This is a genomic window from Enterovibrio sp. QJM3NY_24 (assembly GCF_057786035.1).
Genome location: NZ_CM173519.1, coordinates 445,666 through 464,697 on the forward strand (window position 1 = coordinate 445,666; position 19,032 = coordinate 464,697).

General features: G+C 47.6%; 15 protein-coding genes, 1 tRNA gene and 1 rRNA gene. 6 read left to right on the top strand and 11 right to left on the bottom strand.

Annotated elements, in window-relative coordinates:
- The first annotated feature begins 20 nt into the window (after positions 1–20).
- Positions 21–557, top strand: a complete 537-nt coding sequence (gene idi, locus AC3CIC_RS02010) for an isopentenyl-diphosphate Delta-isomerase (RefSeq protein ID WP_016958949.1) — start codon at positions 21–23, stop codon at positions 555–557.
- 87 nt (positions 558–644) lie between these two features.
- On the opposite strand, the gene AC3CIC_RS02015 is transcribed toward idi, so the two are convergent.
- The 5 genes from AC3CIC_RS02015 to arcA all read right to left on the bottom strand — a co-directional run bounded on the left by AC3CIC_RS02015 (position 645) and on the right by arcA (position 5,489).
- The gene (locus tag AC3CIC_RS02015) at positions 645–1,034 is read right to left on the bottom strand and encodes a RidA family protein (protein ID WP_016958948.1); all 390 of its coding nucleotides are present in this window, start codon (positions 1,032–1,034) and stop codon (positions 645–647) included.
- A 217-nt stretch (positions 1,035–1,251) separates the two neighbouring features.
- The gene (gene pyrI, locus AC3CIC_RS02020; protein WP_016958947.1) at positions 1,252–1,719 is read right to left on the bottom strand and encodes an aspartate carbamoyltransferase regulatory subunit; all 468 of its coding nucleotides are present in this window, start codon (positions 1,717–1,719) and stop codon (positions 1,252–1,254) included.
- Between the two features lie 16 nt (positions 1,720–1,735).
- The gene (gene pyrB / locus AC3CIC_RS02025; protein ID WP_488515228.1) at positions 1,736–2,665 is read right to left on the bottom strand and encodes an aspartate carbamoyltransferase; all 930 of its coding nucleotides are present in this window, start codon (positions 2,663–2,665) and stop codon (positions 1,736–1,738) included.
- Positions 2,666–3,037: 372 nt separating this feature from the next.
- Positions 3,038–4,042: an ornithine carbamoyltransferase gene (argF, locus tag AC3CIC_RS02030; RefSeq protein ID WP_488515229.1), complete on the bottom strand. Its 1,005-nt coding sequence runs from the start codon at positions 4,040–4,042 to the stop codon at positions 3,038–3,040.
- Between the two features lie 226 nt (positions 4,043–4,268).
- Positions 4,269–5,489, bottom strand: a complete 1,221-nt coding sequence (gene arcA / locus AC3CIC_RS02035) for an arginine deiminase (RefSeq protein WP_016958944.1) — start codon at positions 5,487–5,489, stop codon at positions 4,269–4,271.
- Between the two features lie 572 nt (positions 5,490–6,061).
- Here arcA and rraB point away from each other — a divergent pair.
- Positions 6,062–6,469: a ribonuclease E inhibitor RraB gene (rraB, locus tag AC3CIC_RS02040; protein ID WP_371733799.1), complete on the top strand. Its 408-nt coding sequence runs from the start codon at positions 6,062–6,064 to the stop codon at positions 6,467–6,469.
- An 89-nt stretch (positions 6,470–6,558) separates the two neighbouring features.
- Here rraB and AC3CIC_RS02045 read toward each other — a convergent pair whose 3' ends face one another.
- The 5 genes from AC3CIC_RS02045 to pepA all read right to left on the bottom strand — a co-directional run bounded on the left by AC3CIC_RS02045 (position 6,559) and on the right by pepA (position 13,380).
- Positions 6,559–7,467 carry a bifunctional helix-turn-helix transcriptional regulator/GNAT family N-acetyltransferase gene (locus tag AC3CIC_RS02045; RefSeq protein WP_488515230.1) on the bottom strand — a complete coding sequence of 303 codons (909 nt, stop codon included), beginning with the start codon at positions 7,465–7,467 and terminating at the stop codon, positions 6,559–6,561.
- 191 nt (positions 7,468–7,658) lie between these two features.
- On the bottom strand, positions 7,659–8,063 hold the full coding sequence (locus AC3CIC_RS02050; RefSeq protein ID WP_394212324.1) for a DUF2061 domain-containing protein: 405 nt from the start codon (positions 8,061–8,063) through the stop codon (positions 7,659–7,661).
- 302 nt (positions 8,064–8,365) lie between these two features.
- Positions 8,366–11,251: a valine--tRNA ligase gene (locus AC3CIC_RS02055; protein ID WP_488515231.1), complete on the bottom strand. Its 2,886-nt coding sequence runs from the start codon at positions 11,249–11,251 to the stop codon at positions 8,366–8,368.
- A gap of 27 nt (positions 11,252–11,278) precedes the next feature.
- Entirely contained in the window at positions 11,279–11,728 is a 450-nt protein-coding gene (locus AC3CIC_RS02060; RefSeq protein ID WP_017005127.1) for a DNA polymerase III subunit chi, read from the bottom strand.
- Positions 11,729–11,871: 143 nt separating this feature from the next.
- On the bottom strand, positions 11,872–13,380 hold the full coding sequence (gene pepA / locus AC3CIC_RS02065; protein WP_017006774.1) for a leucyl aminopeptidase: 1,509 nt from the start codon (positions 13,378–13,380) through the stop codon (positions 11,872–11,874).
- Between the two features lie 193 nt (positions 13,381–13,573).
- Between pepA and lptF the strand changes: the two genes are divergently transcribed.
- Entirely contained in the window at positions 13,574–14,674 is a 1,101-nt protein-coding gene (lptF, locus tag AC3CIC_RS02070; protein WP_017006775.1) for an LPS export ABC transporter permease LptF, read from the top strand.
- Entirely contained in the window at positions 14,674–15,747 is a 1,074-nt protein-coding gene (gene lptG / locus AC3CIC_RS02075) for an LPS export ABC transporter permease LptG (protein ID WP_016958936.1), read from the top strand. The genes lptF and lptG overlap by 1 nt, the downstream gene beginning before the upstream one ends.
- Before the next feature lie 81 nt (positions 15,748–15,828).
- On the opposite strand, the gene AC3CIC_RS02080 is transcribed toward lptG, so the two are convergent.
- Complete coding sequence (locus AC3CIC_RS02080) at positions 15,829–16,305, bottom strand: RDD family protein (RefSeq protein ID WP_016958935.1); 477 nt, start codon at positions 16,303–16,305, stop codon at positions 15,829–15,831.
- Positions 16,306–16,487: 182 nt separating this feature from the next.
- On the opposite strand from AC3CIC_RS02080, the gene AC3CIC_RS02085 reads away from it, so the two are divergent.
- Both AC3CIC_RS02085 and AC3CIC_RS02090 read left to right on the top strand, forming a co-directional pair.
- Positions 16,488–16,572, top strand: a tRNA-Leu gene (locus AC3CIC_RS02085).
- An 891-nt stretch (positions 16,573–17,463) separates the two neighbouring features.
- Positions 17,464–19,008 (top strand): 16S ribosomal RNA (locus tag AC3CIC_RS02090).
- Positions 19,009–19,032: the final 24 nt, after the last annotated feature.

The following is a 19,032-nucleotide window of genomic DNA, read 5'->3' on the forward strand; positions in this document are numbered from 1 at the left end:
TTGAGAGTAGTAGAACAGATATGCGGAAAGATTGGGTTGTTCTAGTAACGGAAAGCGGCGAGCCGATTGGGCTTGCTGACAAAATGGCAGCGCATCAGCAAGGTCTGCTGCACTTGGCTTTTTCTGTGATGATCTATCGCGACACGTTGCAAGGGCGCGAGTATTTACTGCAGCAACGTGCTCAGAGCAAATATCACAGTGGCGGTTTATGGACTAACACGTGTTGCTCCCATCCCATGCAGGGTGAATCTTTTGATGCTGCCGCTGCACGTCGCCTGAACGAAGAATTGGGGATTGTTGCGCCGCTAGCGTTTCAAATGGGTGTAACATTTTGCTATCGCGCGGAACTTGATAACCATTTGACTGAGCATGAGCTGGACCAAATTATTGTATGTAAAGCGGATGATGTGGCGCTTGTGCCTAATCCTGATGAAGTGATGGATTGGCATTGGTGGCCAGAGGCCGAAATGCTTGGTGCGATGCGTGATACGCCTGAGCGATTTACGGCATGGTTCTCTCAGGTTGTCGACCATGTTGAAAAGCAGCTAACAGCGTAAGCGTAGACTCGGTGTGACAGACAAATAAAAAGCGGCGTATTCACGCCGCTTTTTTCGTTCTATCGCTGTCAATTGCGGGCGTAATAATTACTTACGTACCGCAATGGCTTCGATTTCGATGCCGACATCTTTTGGCAGGCGAGCCACTTCCACGCAAGAACGCGCTGGGTAGTGTTCTACATTGTGCTCATCAAAGAACTTACCGTAGACATCGTTCACTGTACCGAAATCGTTAAGATCTTTAACGAACACAGTCATTTTTACGATATCGCCTACTTTCAGGCCTGATGACTCAACAACCGCTTTCACATTTTCCAGTGACTGACGTGCCTGAACAGCAATATCGGGAGATACTTCACCGGTGACTGGGTTAACTGGGATCTGGCCTGAGGTCAGTACCATGTTGCCAAGATCAACACCTTGAATGTATGGACCGATCGCTGCTGGCGCGTGTTCAGTGTGAAGCACTTTAGTCATTTACCTATCCTTAATTAAACATTGGGTACGGAAACAGGGTAGGCGCCTAGTCTGCATCTTGGCAGCGATTAGGTAAACCTGCTAAATCACATTTTAGGTGTGTTGTCGTTTCTTGTTCGCATCAAGCGCAAGAAAAAGCCGACGATTTCCGTCGGCCTGACTCACGGCGCAGTCGAGTCAGTTTATTTCGTGCTTTAATGCTGTTGGCGAGTCGTTATCAGTGATTCTCGGTCATGATTTCGCGTGAGAATACTTTCTCGCAATATTTGCACTTCAGATGGATGTCATCGGCTTTGTTAATGACGTTAAAGCTAGTTTCTACTGCGCTTTCATCGTGCGTAATACAGTTCGTATTTGGGCAACTGAACACGCCAAGAATATCCAGAGGTAGCGTGAGTGGAAGCTTAGCCACCACTTCATAGTTCTCAATTTGATTCACAGTAGCGTTAGGTGCGTACAGTGCCAATTGCTGCGCTTGCTCTTCGCTGACAAAGATATTTTCAATCTTGATAATGTCTTTTGCACCCAATGCAGATGAAGGCAGATTCAGGCCGACAGTGACGCGTTCGTTGCTCTTATGCAGCTTAAACAGTTTCATCACTTTAAAGCCGACGTTGGCAGGAATGTGGTCGATAACCGTTCCGTTCTTGATGGCTTCAACCTGCAGTTTATTTTGTTTTACCATGACCTTTGCTCCTGCCTTAAATCTCTTCGTTCATAACCAGTGCTAATAGCGCCTGACGTGCATAGACGCCATTTTCTGCCTGCTGGAAGTAATACGCATAAGGCGTTTTATCAACAGCGACAGTAATTTCATCCACGCGTGGAAGCGGGTGAAGCACTTTCAGGTTCTCACGAGCATGCTCAAGTGCGGGTGTGTCGAGAATAAATGCCGCTTTAATGTGCGCATATTCAGATTCGTCAAAACGCTCTTTTTGAACACGAGTCATATAAAGAATATCGAGCTTTGGCACCACATCTTCGATGCTGCTGTGCAAGCTGTAAGGGATCCCTGTTTCGTCTAATTCTTCCAGAAGATAATCGGGCATCGCCAGAGCATCTGGTGCAATGAAGTAGAAGCGATTGTTGTCGAACTTAGAGAGTGCCTGCGTCAGAGAATGGACGGTACGGCCGTATTTCAGGTCTCCAACCATGGCAATGCTCAGGTTATCCAAACGACCTTGGGTTTCGAAAATGCTGAACAGATCGAGCAGTGTCTGAGTCGGGTGTTGGTTTGCGCCATCTCCGCCATTAATCACTGGCACGCCTTTAGAAAACTCTGATGCCAGACGTGCAGCGCCTTCTTTAGGATGACGCATAACGAAAGCATCAACATAAGAAGAAATGACCTGCACGGAATCAGACAGGGTTTCCCCTTTTTTGCCTGATGACGTATTCCCTGCATCAGGAAAACCTATTACGGTCCCGCCAAGACGCTGAACAGCCGTTTCAAACGATAGGCGCGTGCGTGTGGAGGCTTCAAAGAAGCAACTGGCGACAACTTTATTTTTCAGCAAGGTCGGGTTTGGCTCAGCTTTCAGTTTGCCGGCCGTATCGACAATCAATTCCAATTCTTCGCGGGACAACTCCGGGATGGAGATAATGTGTTTGTTGTACAGCGAGGTCGCCATGTCTTTTCTTCCCTCTGTGGTTGCTCATCACGTCTGAGCTTGGTGTAAACCCAGTTCATGATGGCTATCGGTGGTACATTTTGGTCAAAAAAAAGCCTCCCGATCAGGAGGCTTTTTTTATCAATACATGAAAAACGAAATAGGATGCCATTGCCACTTTAGGGCACTGTTTAGCCGTTGATTGTGTCGCTAAGTGTGGCATTTCGATTCATTTTTCTGACAAATTGCGGAGAATTATACGCCCATTTTGTGAGGGCGCAAGACTCGTAGAATAAACCTGAGAGAGTCATGAGGGCAAAGGGGATCGCAGCGACGCGTGTCTGACAAGATAACAAACCGCTGTATCACACAGCGGTAATCAGGGGGAAACGGTTAGTTGCCCAGCGTGGCCACTAACACTGCTTTAATGGTGTGCATGCGGTTTTCTGCTTCATCAAACACGATGGAATAGTCGGACTCAAACACATCTTCAGTGACTTCGAGACCATTCATGTCGTATTTTTCAGCGATTTCTGCGCCGATGGTGGTTTCATCGTTGTGGAAAGCGGGCAGGCAATGCATAAACTTCACATGCGGATTGCCCGTGGCGTTGATGACGTTCATGTTGACTTGGTATGGCGTCATCAGTGCGACACGTTCATCCCATGCTTCTTTTGATTCGCCCATCGACACCCAAACATCGGTGTAGAGAAAATCACACCCTTTCACGCCGTCTTCAACGTTTTCGGTCAAGGTGATTTGCGCGCCAGTTGTTTCTGCAATGGCTTTGCATTGTTCAACGAGGCTGGCTTCTGGCCAAAATTGTTTCGGCGCAACCAAACGAATATCCATGCCCATTTTTGCTGCGCCCACCATGAGCGAGTTACCCATGTTATTGCGCGCATCGCCCAGATAGGCAAATTTGATTTCATGCAATTGTTTGCCACGACCATGCTCTTGCATGGTGAGAAAATCAGCGAGGATTTGTGTTGGATGGAACTCATCCGTCAGGCCATTCCAAACAGGCACACCTGCATATTTACCGAGTTCTTCAACAATCTCTTGTCCAAAACCGCGGTACTGAATGCCGTCGTACATTCTACCCAGCACGCGTGCCGTGTCTTTCATCGATTCTTTATGGCCAATCTGCGAACCTGATGGGCCAAGGTACGAGACTTGTGCGCCTTGATCGAACGCGGCCACTTCGAATGCACAGCGTGTACGGGTGGAGGCCTTTTCAAAGATCAGGGCAATATTCTTGCCTTTCAAACGTGGCTGTTCGTAGCCATTATATTTGGCTTTTTTAAGCTCGGCAGACAAAGAAAGCAGGTGTTCAATCTCGCGAGGCGTGAAATCCAACAGCTTGAGAAAATTCCGGTGACGAAGATTAAAAGCCATAATGAGTTCCCTTCAAAATCCCGTGTACAACTGAATAGCAGAATCATGGTCCACTATGATAATAATCACGATTTTCACTTAAACGTGAGTAGGAATGCAACCCCCGTGAATAAATAATTATATGTGATGGATCGGTATTCATTAAAATAGAGAGGCGTAGGGAATAAAAAAAGCGGCCACTTTACAGCGGCCTTCATCGATTCAGGAGTGTGGAATAAGCCGGGAGTTATAGCCCTTCGCGTTCGATAGGGCAGCTCATGCAGCGCGCGCCACCGCGTCCGCGTCCAAGCTGATCGCCGGGAATAGGCAGCACGGTAATCCCTGCTTTGTCGTATTTTTCGTTGGTATACACGTTGCCTTCGTAACCAACAACGACGCCAGGGCGTACGGTGAGGACATTATTCGCGTCATTCCATTGCTCACGCTCGGCTTCAAAACTGTCACCACCCGTGGTGATGATATTGAGTTGCGGGATATCAAGTGCTTTCTCAATGGCATGAAGGAAGTAATCGGCTTCTTTCACGTCGACGTCTCCATTGCCTTTGTTGGTTAATCGCCAAGATTGCAGATCTTTGCGCATAACCTGCGGATAGACTGAGAAGGTATCAATATCCATGTGGGTCATGACAGTGTCTAAGTGCATGCAAGAACGATGTTTAGGTAAGTTAATGGCGATAACTTCTTTGGCCTGACCTTGTTCAAATAGGCTTTTTGCCAACGCCTCAACACCTTGTGGTGTGGTGCGCTCAGACATGCCGACTAACACTGCCCCATTACCGATTACAAGCACATCACCACCTTCAACCATGGCGTTGTCGTAGTCGCGCTGCTCTGCCCCTAGGTAAGTGAGGAAGTCACTGCCCGCAAATATCGGGTGCCAACGGTAAATGGCACGGAGATGATTGGTTTCGCGCTGACGAGCAGGTTTCGCCATTGGGTTGAGCGATACACCACCGTATATCCAGCAAGATGTGTCACGGGTAAACAGGTGGTTCGGCAATGGGTCGATAATGAAATCAGTGCGCTCATGCATTGCCTGCATCATAGAGGACGACTGAAGAGGGAAGTCGATATAGCTCAAACCACCGAGAAGAATGTGTGCCAACTCTTCATGGCTTAACTCGTTAAGGTACGTGCGTACGTCCCCTGCAAATTGGTAGCCCAAGCGGTATTCACCAACCTGCACATCGAGAAGCCAAGTTTTAGCCTCTGGTATGGCTAAGGTCTCTGCCAGCAGATCGTGCAGCAGTAAGACTTCTACGTTTTGATCTCGTAATGTTTGTGCAAACTGATCATGCTCTTCCCCGGCACGTTCGACGGCCAAAACATCATCAAACAGCAGATCTTTGTAATTTGAAGGAGTGAGGTGGTTGAGGGCTCGCTCTGGTCTATGCAGCAGCACACGTTTCAATTGTCCGACTTCAGAACCCACATATAACTGACTCATGATCGTTTCTCTCTTGAATTATTATTAGCTCCGCCAGTTGGCAAAATATGCGAATCGAAGCCACTGATCTGGAGTCAGAATAGTGGATTTAAACGCGATCATTTTGTCCGGAATGGCGGGAAAACATGGAGATTAAGCGACAGAATTCTGTAACAGGGGCGTTTGCTAGCAAAGACGCCTGAAAACGTGTCGTAAATCCATTTATCTCAACAGCAGCACTTCGGCTTGCCGAGTCAGCGGTATCTCGTGCTTGACCTGCCAGTGCATGCGCTCATTTGTGCTTATCTATGCGATATAAATGCACACTATTCCATAATTTAGGGTTTTCTTGGCGCAAGATGAGGCAAAACCTAAGTATGTGTAGCATCTTGTGTTGTTATTTCCCTGTTCTCAAATAATGACAACCTTGTTGGTTAAGGTCAATTTTACTTTTAATTAACATGCATTCAATGCGAGATTTTTAGCGATAAACGCAGTCATACTGCGTCTTCATGCGCTATCAATTGGACGTGGCAAAGCAAGCCAATCCATGCGATAGTGCTTCGGTTATTATTTCAGTCTGGAGTTATCCAATGTCTTACGCTGACATTATTGAAGAACAAAAAGCGGAAACCCGCGAAATCATTGCTGCGCTGCTAGATGATGGTAGCGATCCAGATGCGCTTTATACCATCGAGCATCACCTGTCTGCTGACAGTTTTGCTGAGCTGGAAGGTGCAGCGGTTGAGGCGTTCAAACTAGGTTTTGAAGTGCTAGATGCAGAAGAACTTGAACTAGATGATGGCTCGACGGTTATTTGCTTTGATGCTGTGATGGAATCAGCCCTTGATGCAGAACGCATCGATGAGCAGGTTGAGAAACTAGCGGCATTGGCTGAAAAACATAAGATCGATTACGACGGCTGGGGCACTTACTTTGAGTCTGATGAAGAAGACGACGAAGAAGAAGGTGACTTGGAAGAAGAGGAAGACGCGAAATAATCGCGTTCTCTCTTACAAAACGGAAAAAGCCGGATTCGTCCGGCTTTTTTGTGCGCGCTGATCCGTGATTGGAGATTATCACTACCAACCTAAAAGGTTTTCAGCATCACAACTTCACAGTCACCATGTCCGGTTTTCCCCAAGGGTTTATCTAGGTGTTTAAAACCAAGAGATTCATAAAGATGAATCGCTTCTTTTAAACAGGCTGTGGTTTCGAGATAGCAACCGGTATAGCCTTTTTCACGGGCGAATTTCATCGCCATTGCGGCAAGACGACGGGCAAAACCTTTGCCTCGCAGCTCGGGACGAAAATACATTTTCTGTAGTTCACACAGCGATGCCTCTCCCTCCAATGGTGCAATGCCGCCGCCACCCAAGATCTTCCCTTTATGTTCTACGACCCAATATGAGGCATTATCTGCTTGGTAGCATTCACTGAGCGAATCGAGCGCTGGGTCGGCCACGCTGTAACCCTTATCTTCTGTTAGCCCATATTCTGTCGATACTTTACGAATAACTGCGGCGATGGCTGCGTTATCAGCAGGCTCTAGTGGGCGCAAGGTGAAGCCCTTTTGATGCTCGCTCTGTTCCATTGCTCGGTTGTAGCGATGCAATGAGCGGGAGAGATTTTCGATTTCATCGAGATCTAGCTGCTCAAGGTACAAGGCGATTTCTTGATTGATGCCGACATGGTGCTGGTTGAGCCGATCGTGTCCAAAGTCGCTTAGCAGATAACGCGGTTGTGCATTTCTGGCATCGACTTGATAGGCCACGGTGTCATTATTAATCAAGATAGCGAGGGTGCGGTTAGCGTTGATCACGTCAATGTTGAGTCGTGTTGCCAATTCTTCTGCGCTTAATGCACCTTGCTCAAGCTCGATCAGAACATGACATTGCACTGTCGTCAGGCCTGCGGTGCCATAAATATTATCTAATAGCCCACGATGTCTGAGCAGCTGTCGGACTAAAGATCGAATTTCCACAGGACCTGAGTGCATAGTGTCTCCATTAACTTCGGTGTCTCGCGATGAATCGCAAATGGCTTACGTCATACAGAGTAAGGCATTAGTATTTTTAACCAAAATAAAAATGACTGCGTTGATTCAACAAACTGAAGAGGGAAGAGACGTTAGGGGTTATCAGTGACAAAGAGAGCAGCCTCAGCTGCCCTGTTATTTTTGATGAGGTGTTATGCGGTGACAGTGTGATTGTGGCGACATTGCATCATACGAAACGCTTCTTTTTTCTGCCAAACACGCTCGTGAAGGTAATACGCCATGGTATTGATACAAGGCTCGATCATCGCCATCACGCTACCAATCAAGATATCGCCTGTTAGCACGTACACCACACCAAACGCGACACTGAAATGAATCACCGCAAAGCTTGCTGTTTTACGGCCAGGGTTATTTTTCATGGTGCGCTTTAAGCGCTTGCTGTCCCAAGCTTTTTCATGGAAGTAAAAAGCAACCGTATTGACCATGGGCTCGATCATCGCAATCAAGCTACCAATCAGAATATCGCCTGTCAGGATATAAGCGACAGTAAACGCAACAGTAAAGTGAATGACAGCAAAGCTCATGGTCTTTTTCATAATAGGTCCTCAGATCCCTCATGGGTACAGATCTATTATTGTAAATAATTCTCATTTGTAAATGGCTTTTCTGTGAATTATTTTGATAGGTTAAACCTATTGATTGGCGATGTGTAAAGAACCGAGGCGAAAATCAATCAAAGAAACAAACCACTAGAGCAGGGTTATCTTTATCTGCTGCTATACGGGATATGGACGTTGATTGGGTGAGAATTGTTTACCGAATCTCGAATCTTGAAATGCAAAAAAGGCTGACGATTACTCGTCAGCCTTTTATTGGTTAAACCGTTTGAAGCGTTGAATTACAGTGCAGCGATGATCGCTTTCTGTTCTTCCAGTTTCACCAGTGTTTCGTGGTAACCGTCTAGTTTCGCACGCTCTGCTTCAACAACCGCTTCTGGCGCTTTAGCCACGAAACCTTGATTGCTCAGCTTGCCAGAGATACGTTTGATTTCGCCTTGTGTCTTGGCAATTTCTTTATCTAGACGCGCTAGCTCTTCATCTTTATCGATGAGGCCTGCCATTGGGATCATTAGGGTAGATTTACCCACAAGTGCTGTCGCACATGCTGGGGTTTCTTCACCTGATGTCAGTACACGAATGTCTTCAAGCTTAGCGAGAGACATCAGTACTTGTTTGTTTGCTTCCACGCGCGCGATGTCTTTATCATCGGCGGCTTTCAGCATGACATCCAACGGTTTGCTTGGCGCTATATCATATTCTGCACGCAGGTTACGAATTGAGGTGATGAAGGCTTTCACCCACTCAATGTCAGCCAAGGCATCTGCATCAAACTGTGCTTCATCATACTGCGGCAATGCTTGCAGCATAATGGTTTCATCAAAGTTAGCTGCATCAATACCTTCAACCAATGGCTTAACGCTCTGCCAAATAGACTCGGTGATATATGGCAGTACTGGGTGAGCAAGACGTAATGTCTTCTCAAGCACAGTGATCAGTGTGAAGCGCGTCGCTTGCTGTTGCGCTTCTGTGCCTTTCCAAAGAACAGGTTTGGTCAGTTCTAGGTACCAGTCACAGAATTGGTTCCAGATGAATTCGTACAGCGTGTTGGCTGCCATATCCAGACGGAAGTTCTCGATGTGTGCGTTGAAATCTTTCGCTGCCAGTTGGAATTGAGACTCAATCCATTTGTCTGCCAGTGAGAATTCCATCGCAGCGCGCTGCTCTTTAGACAAAGAGGTTCCGCAATCTTGGTCTTTTGCATTCATCAGCACGTAACGGCTTGCGTTCCATAGCTTGTTACAGAAGTTACGGTAACCTTCAAGGCGCTTCATGTCCCAGTTGATGTCACGGCCTGTTGATGCCATGGCTGCTAGGGTGAAACGCAGTGCATCTGTACCGTAAGGTTCAATGCCGCCTTCAAAGGCTTTGCGCGTGTTCTTTTCAATCTTGGCAGCAAGTTGAGGCTGCATCATGTTGCCACAACGCTTTTCAACTAACTCTTCAAGACCGATACCATCAATCATGTCGATTGGGTCAAGGACGTTACCCTTGGATTTCGACATCTTATCGCCGTTTTCATCACGGATAAGACCGGTGACATAAACGGTTTTGAATGGCACTTGCGCTTTGCCATCTTCGTCTTTACAGAAGTGCATGGTCATCATGATCATGCGAGCAACCCAGAAAAAGATGATGTCGAAACCTGTTACCAACACGTCAGACGGGTGGAAGGTTTTTAGATCAGGGGTTTGCTCAGGCCAACCTTGTGTACCAAACGTCCACAATGCAGATGAGAACCAGGTATCAAGCACATCGTCGTCTTGGCGAAGCACAACCACGGGTGCAAGGTTATTTTGCTCACGCACTTCTTCTTCGCTGCGGCCAACATAGACGTTACCGTCGTTGTCATACCATGCAGGAATGCGGTGTCCCCACCAAAGCTGGCGAGAGATACACCAATCTTGAATGTCACGCATCCAAGAGAAGTACATGTTTTCGTATTGCTTAGGCACGAATTGAATGTCGCCATTCTCGACGGCTTCAACCGCTGGCTGCGCCAGTGTTGCTGCGCGCACGTACCATTGGTCGGTCAGCATTGGTTCGATAACCACACCACCACGGTCACCGTAAGGCACGGTAAGGTCGTGGTCTTTAATTTCTTCTAGCAGGCCAAGGCTATCAAGTTCAGCAACGATGGCTTTACGCGCGGCAAAGCGCTCCATGCCACGGTACGCTTCTGGCAGCTCACTGCTGTAAGCGTCGCTTGATTCGCCGTTGGTGCTAAACACTTCAGCGCTGTCACGGATGTCAGCATTGAAGGTCAAAATGTTTATCATTGGCAGCTGGTGGCGTTTGCCGACTTCATAGTCATTGAAGTCATGCGCAGGGGTGATTTTCACACAGCCTGTGCCTTTCTCCATGTCTGCGTGCTCATCGCCCAAGATTGGGATGCGACGGCCAACAATCGGAAGCATGATTTCTTTGCCGATCAGATCTTTATAACGCGGATCTTCAGGGTTAACGGCAACACCCGTATCACCCAGCATAGTTTCTGGACGAGTGGTTGCGACAACAATGTAGTCTTTGCCATCAGCCGTTTTCACGCCATCCGCTAATGGGTAACGGAAATGCCACATGTAGCCTTTGACGTCTTTGTTTTCGACTTCTAGGTCTGAAATGGCGGTGTGCAGTTTTGGATCCCAGTTAACCAGTCGCTTGCCGCGATAGATCAGATCTTCTTGGAAAAGACGGACGAACACTTCTTGAACGGCATTTGATAAACCGTCATCCATGGTGAAGCGTTCACGATCCCAATCGACAGATGCGCCAAGGCGACGAAGCTGTTTGGTGATGGTGCCACCAGATTCGTTCTTCCATTCCCAGATCTTATCGATGAAGGCATCACGACCGTAATCGTGCTTAGTCTTGCCTTCTTCTGCCGCGATCTTGCGCTCAACAACCATTTGCGTGGCGATACCTGCGTGATCGGTACCTACCTGCCAAAGGGTGTTTTTGCCTTTCATACGCTCGCAACGGATCAAGGTGTCCATGATGGTATCTTGGAACGCGTGACCCATGTGCAGGCTGCCGGTGACATTGGGTGGTGGGATCATGATGCTGTATGCATCTTTTGATGTATCACCGTGAGGCTTAAAATAACCAGCCTCTTCCCAGCGCTGGTAAAGCGCCTTTTCAATTGATGTTGGGTTGTATGTCTTTTCCATAGCGCTCTTGACGGATCAGTGTGAGATTTAGGACATGTCATCAATGGCGAGGGTTCGCATTTGACGCCCAGCCATTCTGTAAATTTTGTAGCGCTCTCGCGCTTGTTGCTTGAGAGTTTCATCGCAAGGCACGAAGTCTACCACTTGTGCAAAGGAAGGCGCAAAAATTGCTGCTTCTTCGGACAGATTTATCAGCACATTTCTGTGCCCGGTATGTCGGACTCCTGCCCAGCCTATTTCAACTTGCGCGCCGCCTCTCGGCCCTTCACCCACAAGATTGTGTGCGACAAAGTTATCGGGTGACTGTTGCCAAAGGTATTCGTCGACGCTTTCCGCTTGAGATTTATCGTTCGCCGAAATGTAAACCTTCATACCTTGTTGACTAAAAAGCGCTGAAAGTTGGCCGGCTTTTTCTACCATACAGCGCTGGGGATCTGTATGGGTGTCATCTAATAAATAGAAGGTTGCCAATGCCATGTGAGTTTCTCTATTTAACGGCGAATTAATGCGGTTAAGTTTGCGGTTAGCTTGCCTGAAAAGCCATCGCTTTTTCTTTGGCTAACGACATGACAAACGAAAAAAAGGAGGCTGTTTAGCCTCCTTGTCGATGTTGTGAAGTTTTACTCCACCGTCTCCAGGCCAGAGCGGTTCAGTAAGAACTGGACGAGCAATGGGACAGGGCGACCTGTCGCCCCTTTGTTGGCTCCACCTTTAAAAGATGTGCCAGCAACATCAAGGTGCGCCCAGTTATATTTCTTTGCAAAGCGTGAGAGGAAACAACCAGCAACGATAGTGCCACCACCAGGTGAACCAATGTTGGCCATATCGGCAAATGGGCTCTTCAGCTGTTCTTGATACTCTTCGGTCATTGGCAGACGCCATGCGCGGTCACCGGCTTGCTCTGAGGCGTTGACAATTTCATGCGCCAGCGGATTGTGATTGGATAACAAGCCACTGATGTGATGACTTAGTGCAACAATACAAGCACCGGTTAGTGTGGCTACGTCAATCACGCACTCAGGTTCATAACGCTCAACATAGGTCAGTGCGTCACATAGAACCAAACGGCCTTCTGCGTCGGTATTTAATACTTCAACCGTTTGACCTGACATAGTGGTTACGATGTCACCCGGACGATAAGCGCCGCCATCTGGCATGTTTTCACAACCTGCTAAGACACCAATAACATTGATTGGTAGCTCAAGTTTTGCTAACGACTTCATTGCGCCAAATACCGATGCTGCACCACACATGTCGTACTTCATTTCGTCCATGCTGGCTGGTGGCTTCAGAGATATACCGCCAGCGTCAAAGGTCAAACCTTTACCAACCAAGATAATTGGTTTGGCATCAGGGTCTGGATGGCCTTTGTACTCCATGATTGACATCATCGATTCGTTACGTGAGCCTTGGCCAACGGCTAAGTAAGATGTCATGCCTAGCTCTTTCATCTCTTGTTCGCCGATGATCTTGGTGCTGACTTTATCGAAGTCATCTGCCAAACGGCGCGCTTGAGAGGCAAGGTATGCCGGGTTTGCTACGTTTGGTGGCATGTTGCCAAGGTCTTTACACGCTTTAACGCCAGACGCAACAGCGAGACCATGGGTAATCGCGCGCTCACCTAGGTTTAGCTCGCGACGGGTAGGTACATTGAATACCAATTTACGAAGTGGACGACGGGTTTCCGGTTTCACACTCTTGAATTGATTGAAGGTGTAGAGGCTGTCTTTGGTGCTTTCTACTGCTTGACGAACTTTCCAGTACGTGTCGCGACCTTTTACGTGCAATTCGGTCAGGAAGCAGACTGCTTCCATTGAGCCAGTTTCGTTAAGCGTGTTGATGGTGTTCTTGATAATTTCTTTATATTGACGCTCACCGAGTTCACGCTCTTTACCGCAACCAACCAACAACACTCGCTCAGAAAGTACATTAGGAACGTGATGCAGTAGCAGCATCTGGCCAGGCTTTCCTTCGAGATCTCCGCGGCGCAAAAGGCTACTAATGTACCCATCGCTGATTTTATCGAGTTGTTCTGCCACCGGAGACAAACGGCGTGGTTCAAACACACCAACTACGATACACGCGCTACGTTGCTTCTCGGGACTCCCGCTTTTTACACTGAACTCCATGCGTACTCCTACATCCTAAAGACAAGTGAGGCTAAATGTTGGATAATGCCCGCTTTATTGGAACTCGATTTCGTGTTCGAGGTAAATTGAATTAAGCAGGTCAACACTTGGCCGAAAGATTAAAAAATAACTCATTTACCCAAAAACTATAGCGATTCGAGTAAAAAAACAAGTTTTCTAAAGGTAAAACACCGTGATTATTGTTCGGTATTTGATCCGAGAGACAGTGAAAACGCAACTCGCTGTGTTGTTTGTGCTTTTTCTGGTCTTTTTTAGTCAGAAGTTCATACGTGTGCTGGCAAACGCTACAGATGGCTCAATTCCGGGTAGTGATGTGTTAACACTGGTCGGTCTTTACATGCCATCGATGGCAATGTTGATGTTGCCACTTAGCCTTTATATCGGGATTTTGATCACTTTTGGCCGTCTTTATGCTGAAAGTGAGATTACCGTGATGAATGCGACGGGGATTGGGAACAAGTTCCTGATCCACGCGGCATTGTATTTGGCTTTGTTGACAGGGGCTGTTGCGGCATTTAATGCACTGTGGCTGACGCCTTGGGCGAATGACAAAGAAATTAAGGTGATGGAAAGCCTGGAATCTGATTCTGGTCTTGAGCTTCTCGTGCAAGGGCAAATCCAAACCACACCAGATGGTCAGGCAGTGGTCTTTGTTAATGAAATCACGGAAAGCGGACAGAATCTGCATAACGTCTTTATTGCCCAGCCTGTGCCTCGCGATACGATGCGTCCAAACGTGATTGTTGCCGAAAAGGGTTTTGTTTCTGAGCTACCAGATGGACGTCAGGTATTGGATTTAAATACCGGTGTCCGGTATGAAGGTTTACCTACTCGACTGGATTACACCATTACCGACTATGACAATTATCAGGTGTTGATTGGCCAGCGCGAAGTTCGCCAGAAACAACGTGATTGGGATGCCATGCCGACGCCTGCTCTGTTAAATGAGTCGTCGCCACAAGCAAAGGCTGAGTTGCAATGGCGTATCGCTCTCGTATTGTGTATCCCGTTAATGACAATGATCGTTGTGCCGCTCTCTGCGGTGAACCCTCGACAGGGGCGCTTTGCAAAACTTTTCCCTGCGGTATTGATATATCTGACTTATTTCCTTGCAATAAGCGCGGCTAAATCGGCAATAGAAGAAGGAAACCTGCGGCCTGAAATCGGTCTTTGGAGTATCAACTTACTGGCATTGTTGGTGGCTATTGGGCTGATTAGCTGGGACACATTACCCATGCGTAAGTTGAGATATCGATTGAGGAGGACCGGCTAATGTTTAAGATCCTCGACCTTTACATTGGGCGCACGATTATTGCGACAACGTCGTTGTGTTTGGCAACCTTGGTGGGGCTTTCGGCCATTATCAAGTTTGTTGAACAGCTACGCTCAGTGGGTGATGGTGTTTTCACCATGATGACGGCTGTGCAATATGTCATGTTGAGCATGCCGCGCGATATTGAGATGTTTTTCCCGATGGCGGTATTACTGGGTGCATTGATTGGCCTTGGCTCATTGGCATCAAGTTCGGAACTGGTGGTAATGCAGGCCTCGGGTTTTTCCAAACTAGATATTGGCCTTTCTGTGTTAAAAACGGCAATGCCATTGATGCTGGTGGTGCTGGCATTAGGGCAGTGGGGCGCACCCGATGCCCAAAAAGCGGCACGTGAACTGAGAACGTTCGCGAAATCAGGCGGTAACGTCATGTCTGTTCGCAGTGGTGTTTGGGCGAAAGACGGCAGTGATTTTATTTATATTGCACGAACCGATCAGAAAGAGTCACTGACTGGCGTGAATATTTGGAAGTTTGACGACAACCAAGTACTCAAAAGCATGGTGTTTGCGGATAGCGGGGCTTATCTGGATAAAGATAGTTGGATGCTAAACAATGTCACCGTCACTCACTTTGAAGGCCCGATTAAAATCAGTGAAACCAAAGAAGATCAGTTAGCCTGGAAAACGACGCTGACACCTGAGAAGCTTTCCATCGTAACGGTGAAACCAGAAGAGTTATCACTCAGTGGAGTATACAGTTACGTCGAATACTTGAAGGCATCGAAACAGGATGCGACTCGCTATGAACTTGCTCTGTGGCGAAAGGTACTGCAGCCGCTGTCTATCGGTGTAATGATGCTGTTGGCGCTGAGCTTTGTTTTCGGCCCACTACGTACGGTGACCATGGGCGCACGCGTGCTATCCGGTGTTATTTTTGGTTTTTCCTTCTATATATCAAATGAAGTGTTTGGGCCGTTAACCTTAGTCTATAACTTACCGCCCTTCTTTGGTGCCGTTGCCCCCAGTTTAGCGTTTGTCGGTGTGACACTTTACTTACTCAATAGAAAGTTATAGATGCTAGGCGATAAATTTATTTGATATAAGAAGAGGGAGCCCATGGGCTCCCTCTTCTTATATCAAACGATATGATCAAACTTAGTCGATCTTGAGCATTTGGCTGTTTGAAAAGTGATCTTGAAATGCACGATTGTTTCGATCAAATAAGGTGAATAGATTACCCGCACCCAAACAAGCAGTCGCCATTCGTATTAGCGCCTGAGTGAAGGTGAGGTTTCCACCAAATTCACTCACAAGTTTAAGCTTCCATGCTTTCATTCCAACGGTCTGACCTGCTTTAGACCAAAAGTAGCCATAAAATCCCGCAGCAATTGCAAATACATAGAGAGTAAAGAAAGGACTGATCATAGGGTTGCGAGTCAGGTAATCTCCCACGTCCACGTAACCTTCTATTGAAAGCCCAAATTGCATCGCAATGGCGAAACCACCAACAACCAAGCCGATAGCAAGCATTTCAACGGCGACGAGTACGAGAAGGTCATAAAGCCATGCGCCCATACGACGAAAGAAGCTCGCGCCTTTAGGCACACTGAACTGAACAGAGGATTGAGACATGTTGCTGTCCTAATAATGAGTAATGCGTGCAGTTTAACAGCCTTATCGATAAGGGTGAATGGAGAAAAATGGGTCAAATTGCATGTTTATTTACCAGGATGGCGAAAAAAGAAACGGTTGAACATTTTTTTCTATTTATGTACTTGCGTCGTTGTTCGGCATGCGTATAATTGGCCGCACTTGCCCGAGTGGTGAAATTGGTATACACGACGGATTCAAAATCCGTTTCCGAAAGGAGTGTCGGTTCAAGTCCGACCTCGGGCACCAAATTCCGAGAAAGCCTTAGTCGAAAGACTAAGGCTTTTTTCGTTCTAGCATTTCCAAATTTTCTCCCTCCTTTGTTTCACCGTCATCTTCTACTTTCTATTAATCCCTCTATACCCAAGCAACCTCAAGATGAGAGGCTCCCAAAGGGCGAGTTTTGTTGGCCGCCATGCTTTGTTGCTGATTTTCAACGTAGAGCGACTATGTTTCCAAACCAACGCCGTGCCTGACAGCCTACAAACTCTCGCTGAACAAGCATCTTGAGGTTGTTTGGGTATATATAGAGAAACAACAGTATTTGGTGGTCGTTCTCATTGTTACTCTTGATTCCCTCATTACGCTGTATCTACATCTACATCTACATCTACATCTACATCTACATCTACATCTACATGAACCAAACGTTCAAAACTGGGTGCGAGGTGATATTGAAGACAGGCAATTACGATATATCAAAGAGGCAAAGGGGTTCTATTGTGCTTCAAGAAAGAAAACTTGATGAAAAACAACTGAAAATAGAGTAATAAATAGTCAGTTTTGACCGTTATGATGCAAATTTAAACGGTTAGGCCTGTTTTATTAAGTTTTTTGAAATTAGCTATTGCCAAGCAGTTCGAAGTCTCTATAATGCGGCCCATCGACACGGAACACGGCGAGTTAAGCCGCTGACCAAGTCAACGTTCTTTAACAATTTGACCTATACAATCTGTGTGGGCACTCGTACTTGATAGACATAAGATTTATCAATGCACTGAGTGACCCAAGATGGTTGAGCTTTTCGAAGTGACACTGTCAACACAGTCAATGCAGATTTGCCTTAGGGCAAAAAAGTAATTCAGTATTCATTGAGCGTTAGACCTGTTTCTTCGGAAATGGGGATAACAAGAAAAATTCTAATTGAAGAGTTTGATCATGGCTCAGATTGAACGCTGGCGGCAGGCCTAACACATGCAAGTCGAGCGGTAACATTTCAAGAGCTTGCTTTTGAAGATGACGAGCGGCGGACGGGTGAGTAATGGCTGGGAACCTGCCCTGACGTGGGGGATAACAGTTGGAAACGACTGCTAATACCGCATGATGTCTACGGACCAAAGAGGGGGATCTTCGGACCTCTCGCGTCGGGATGGGCCCAGTTGGGATTAGCTAGTTGGTGAGGTAATGGCTCACCAAGGCGACGATCCCTAGCTGGTTTGAGAGGATGATCAGCCACACTGGAACTGAGACACGGTCCAGACTCCTACGGGAGGCAGCAGTGGGGAATATTGCACAATGGGCGCAAGCCTGATGCAGCCATGCCGCGTGTGTGAAGAAGGCCTTCGGGTTGTAAAGCACTTTCAGCAGTGAGGAAGGCGGATACGTTAATAGCGTGTTCGTTTGACGTTAGCTGCAGAAGAAGCACCGGCTAACTCCGTGCCAGCAGCCGCGGTAATACGGAGGGTGCGAGCGTTAATCGGAATTACTGGGCGTAAAGCGCATGCAGGCGGTTTGTTAAGCAAGATGTGAAAGCCCCGGGCTCAACCTGGGAACCGCATTTTGAACTGGCAGGCTAGAGTCTTGTAGAGGGGGGTAGAATTTCAGGTGTAGCGGTGAAATGCGTAGAGATCTGAAGGAATACCGGTGGCGAAGGCGGCCCCCTGGACAAAGACTGACGCTCAGATGCGAAAGCGTGGGGAGCAAACAGGATTAGATACCCTGGTAGTCCACGCTGTAAACGATGTCTACTTGGAGGTTGTGGCCTAGAGCCGTGGCTTCCGGAGCTAACGCGTTAAGTAGACCGCCTGGGGAGTACGGTCGCAAGATTAAAACTCAAATGAATTGACGGGGGCCCGCACAAGCGGTGGAGCATGTGGTTTAATTCGATGCAACGCGAAGAACCTTACCTACTCTTGACATCCACAGAAGCCGGAAGAGATTTTGGTGTGCCTTCGGGAACTGTGAGACAGGTGCTGCATGGCTGTCGTCAGCTCGTGTTGTGAAATGTTGGGTTAAGTCCCGCAACGAGCGCAACCCTTATCCTTGTTTGCCAGCACGTAATGGTGGGAACTCCAGGGAGACTGCCGGTGATAAACCGGAGGAAGGTGGGGACGACGTCAAGTCATCATGGCCCTTACGAGTAGGGCTACACACGTGCTACAATGGCGTATACAGAGGGCAGCAAGACCGCGAGGTGGAGCGAATCCCAGAAAGTACGTCGTAGTCCGGATCGGAGTCTGCAACTCGACTCCGTGAAGTCGGAATCGCTAGTAATCGTGGATCAGAATGCCACGGTGAATACGTTCCCGGGCCTTGTACACACCGCCCGTCACACCATGGGAGTGGGCTGCACCAGAAGTAGATAGCTTAACCTTCGGGAGGGCGTTTACCACGGTGTGGTTCATGACTGGGGTGAAGTCGTAACAAGGTAGCCCTAGGGGAACCTGGGGCTGGATCACCTCCTTAACGATACTATTAATGCAAGTGCTC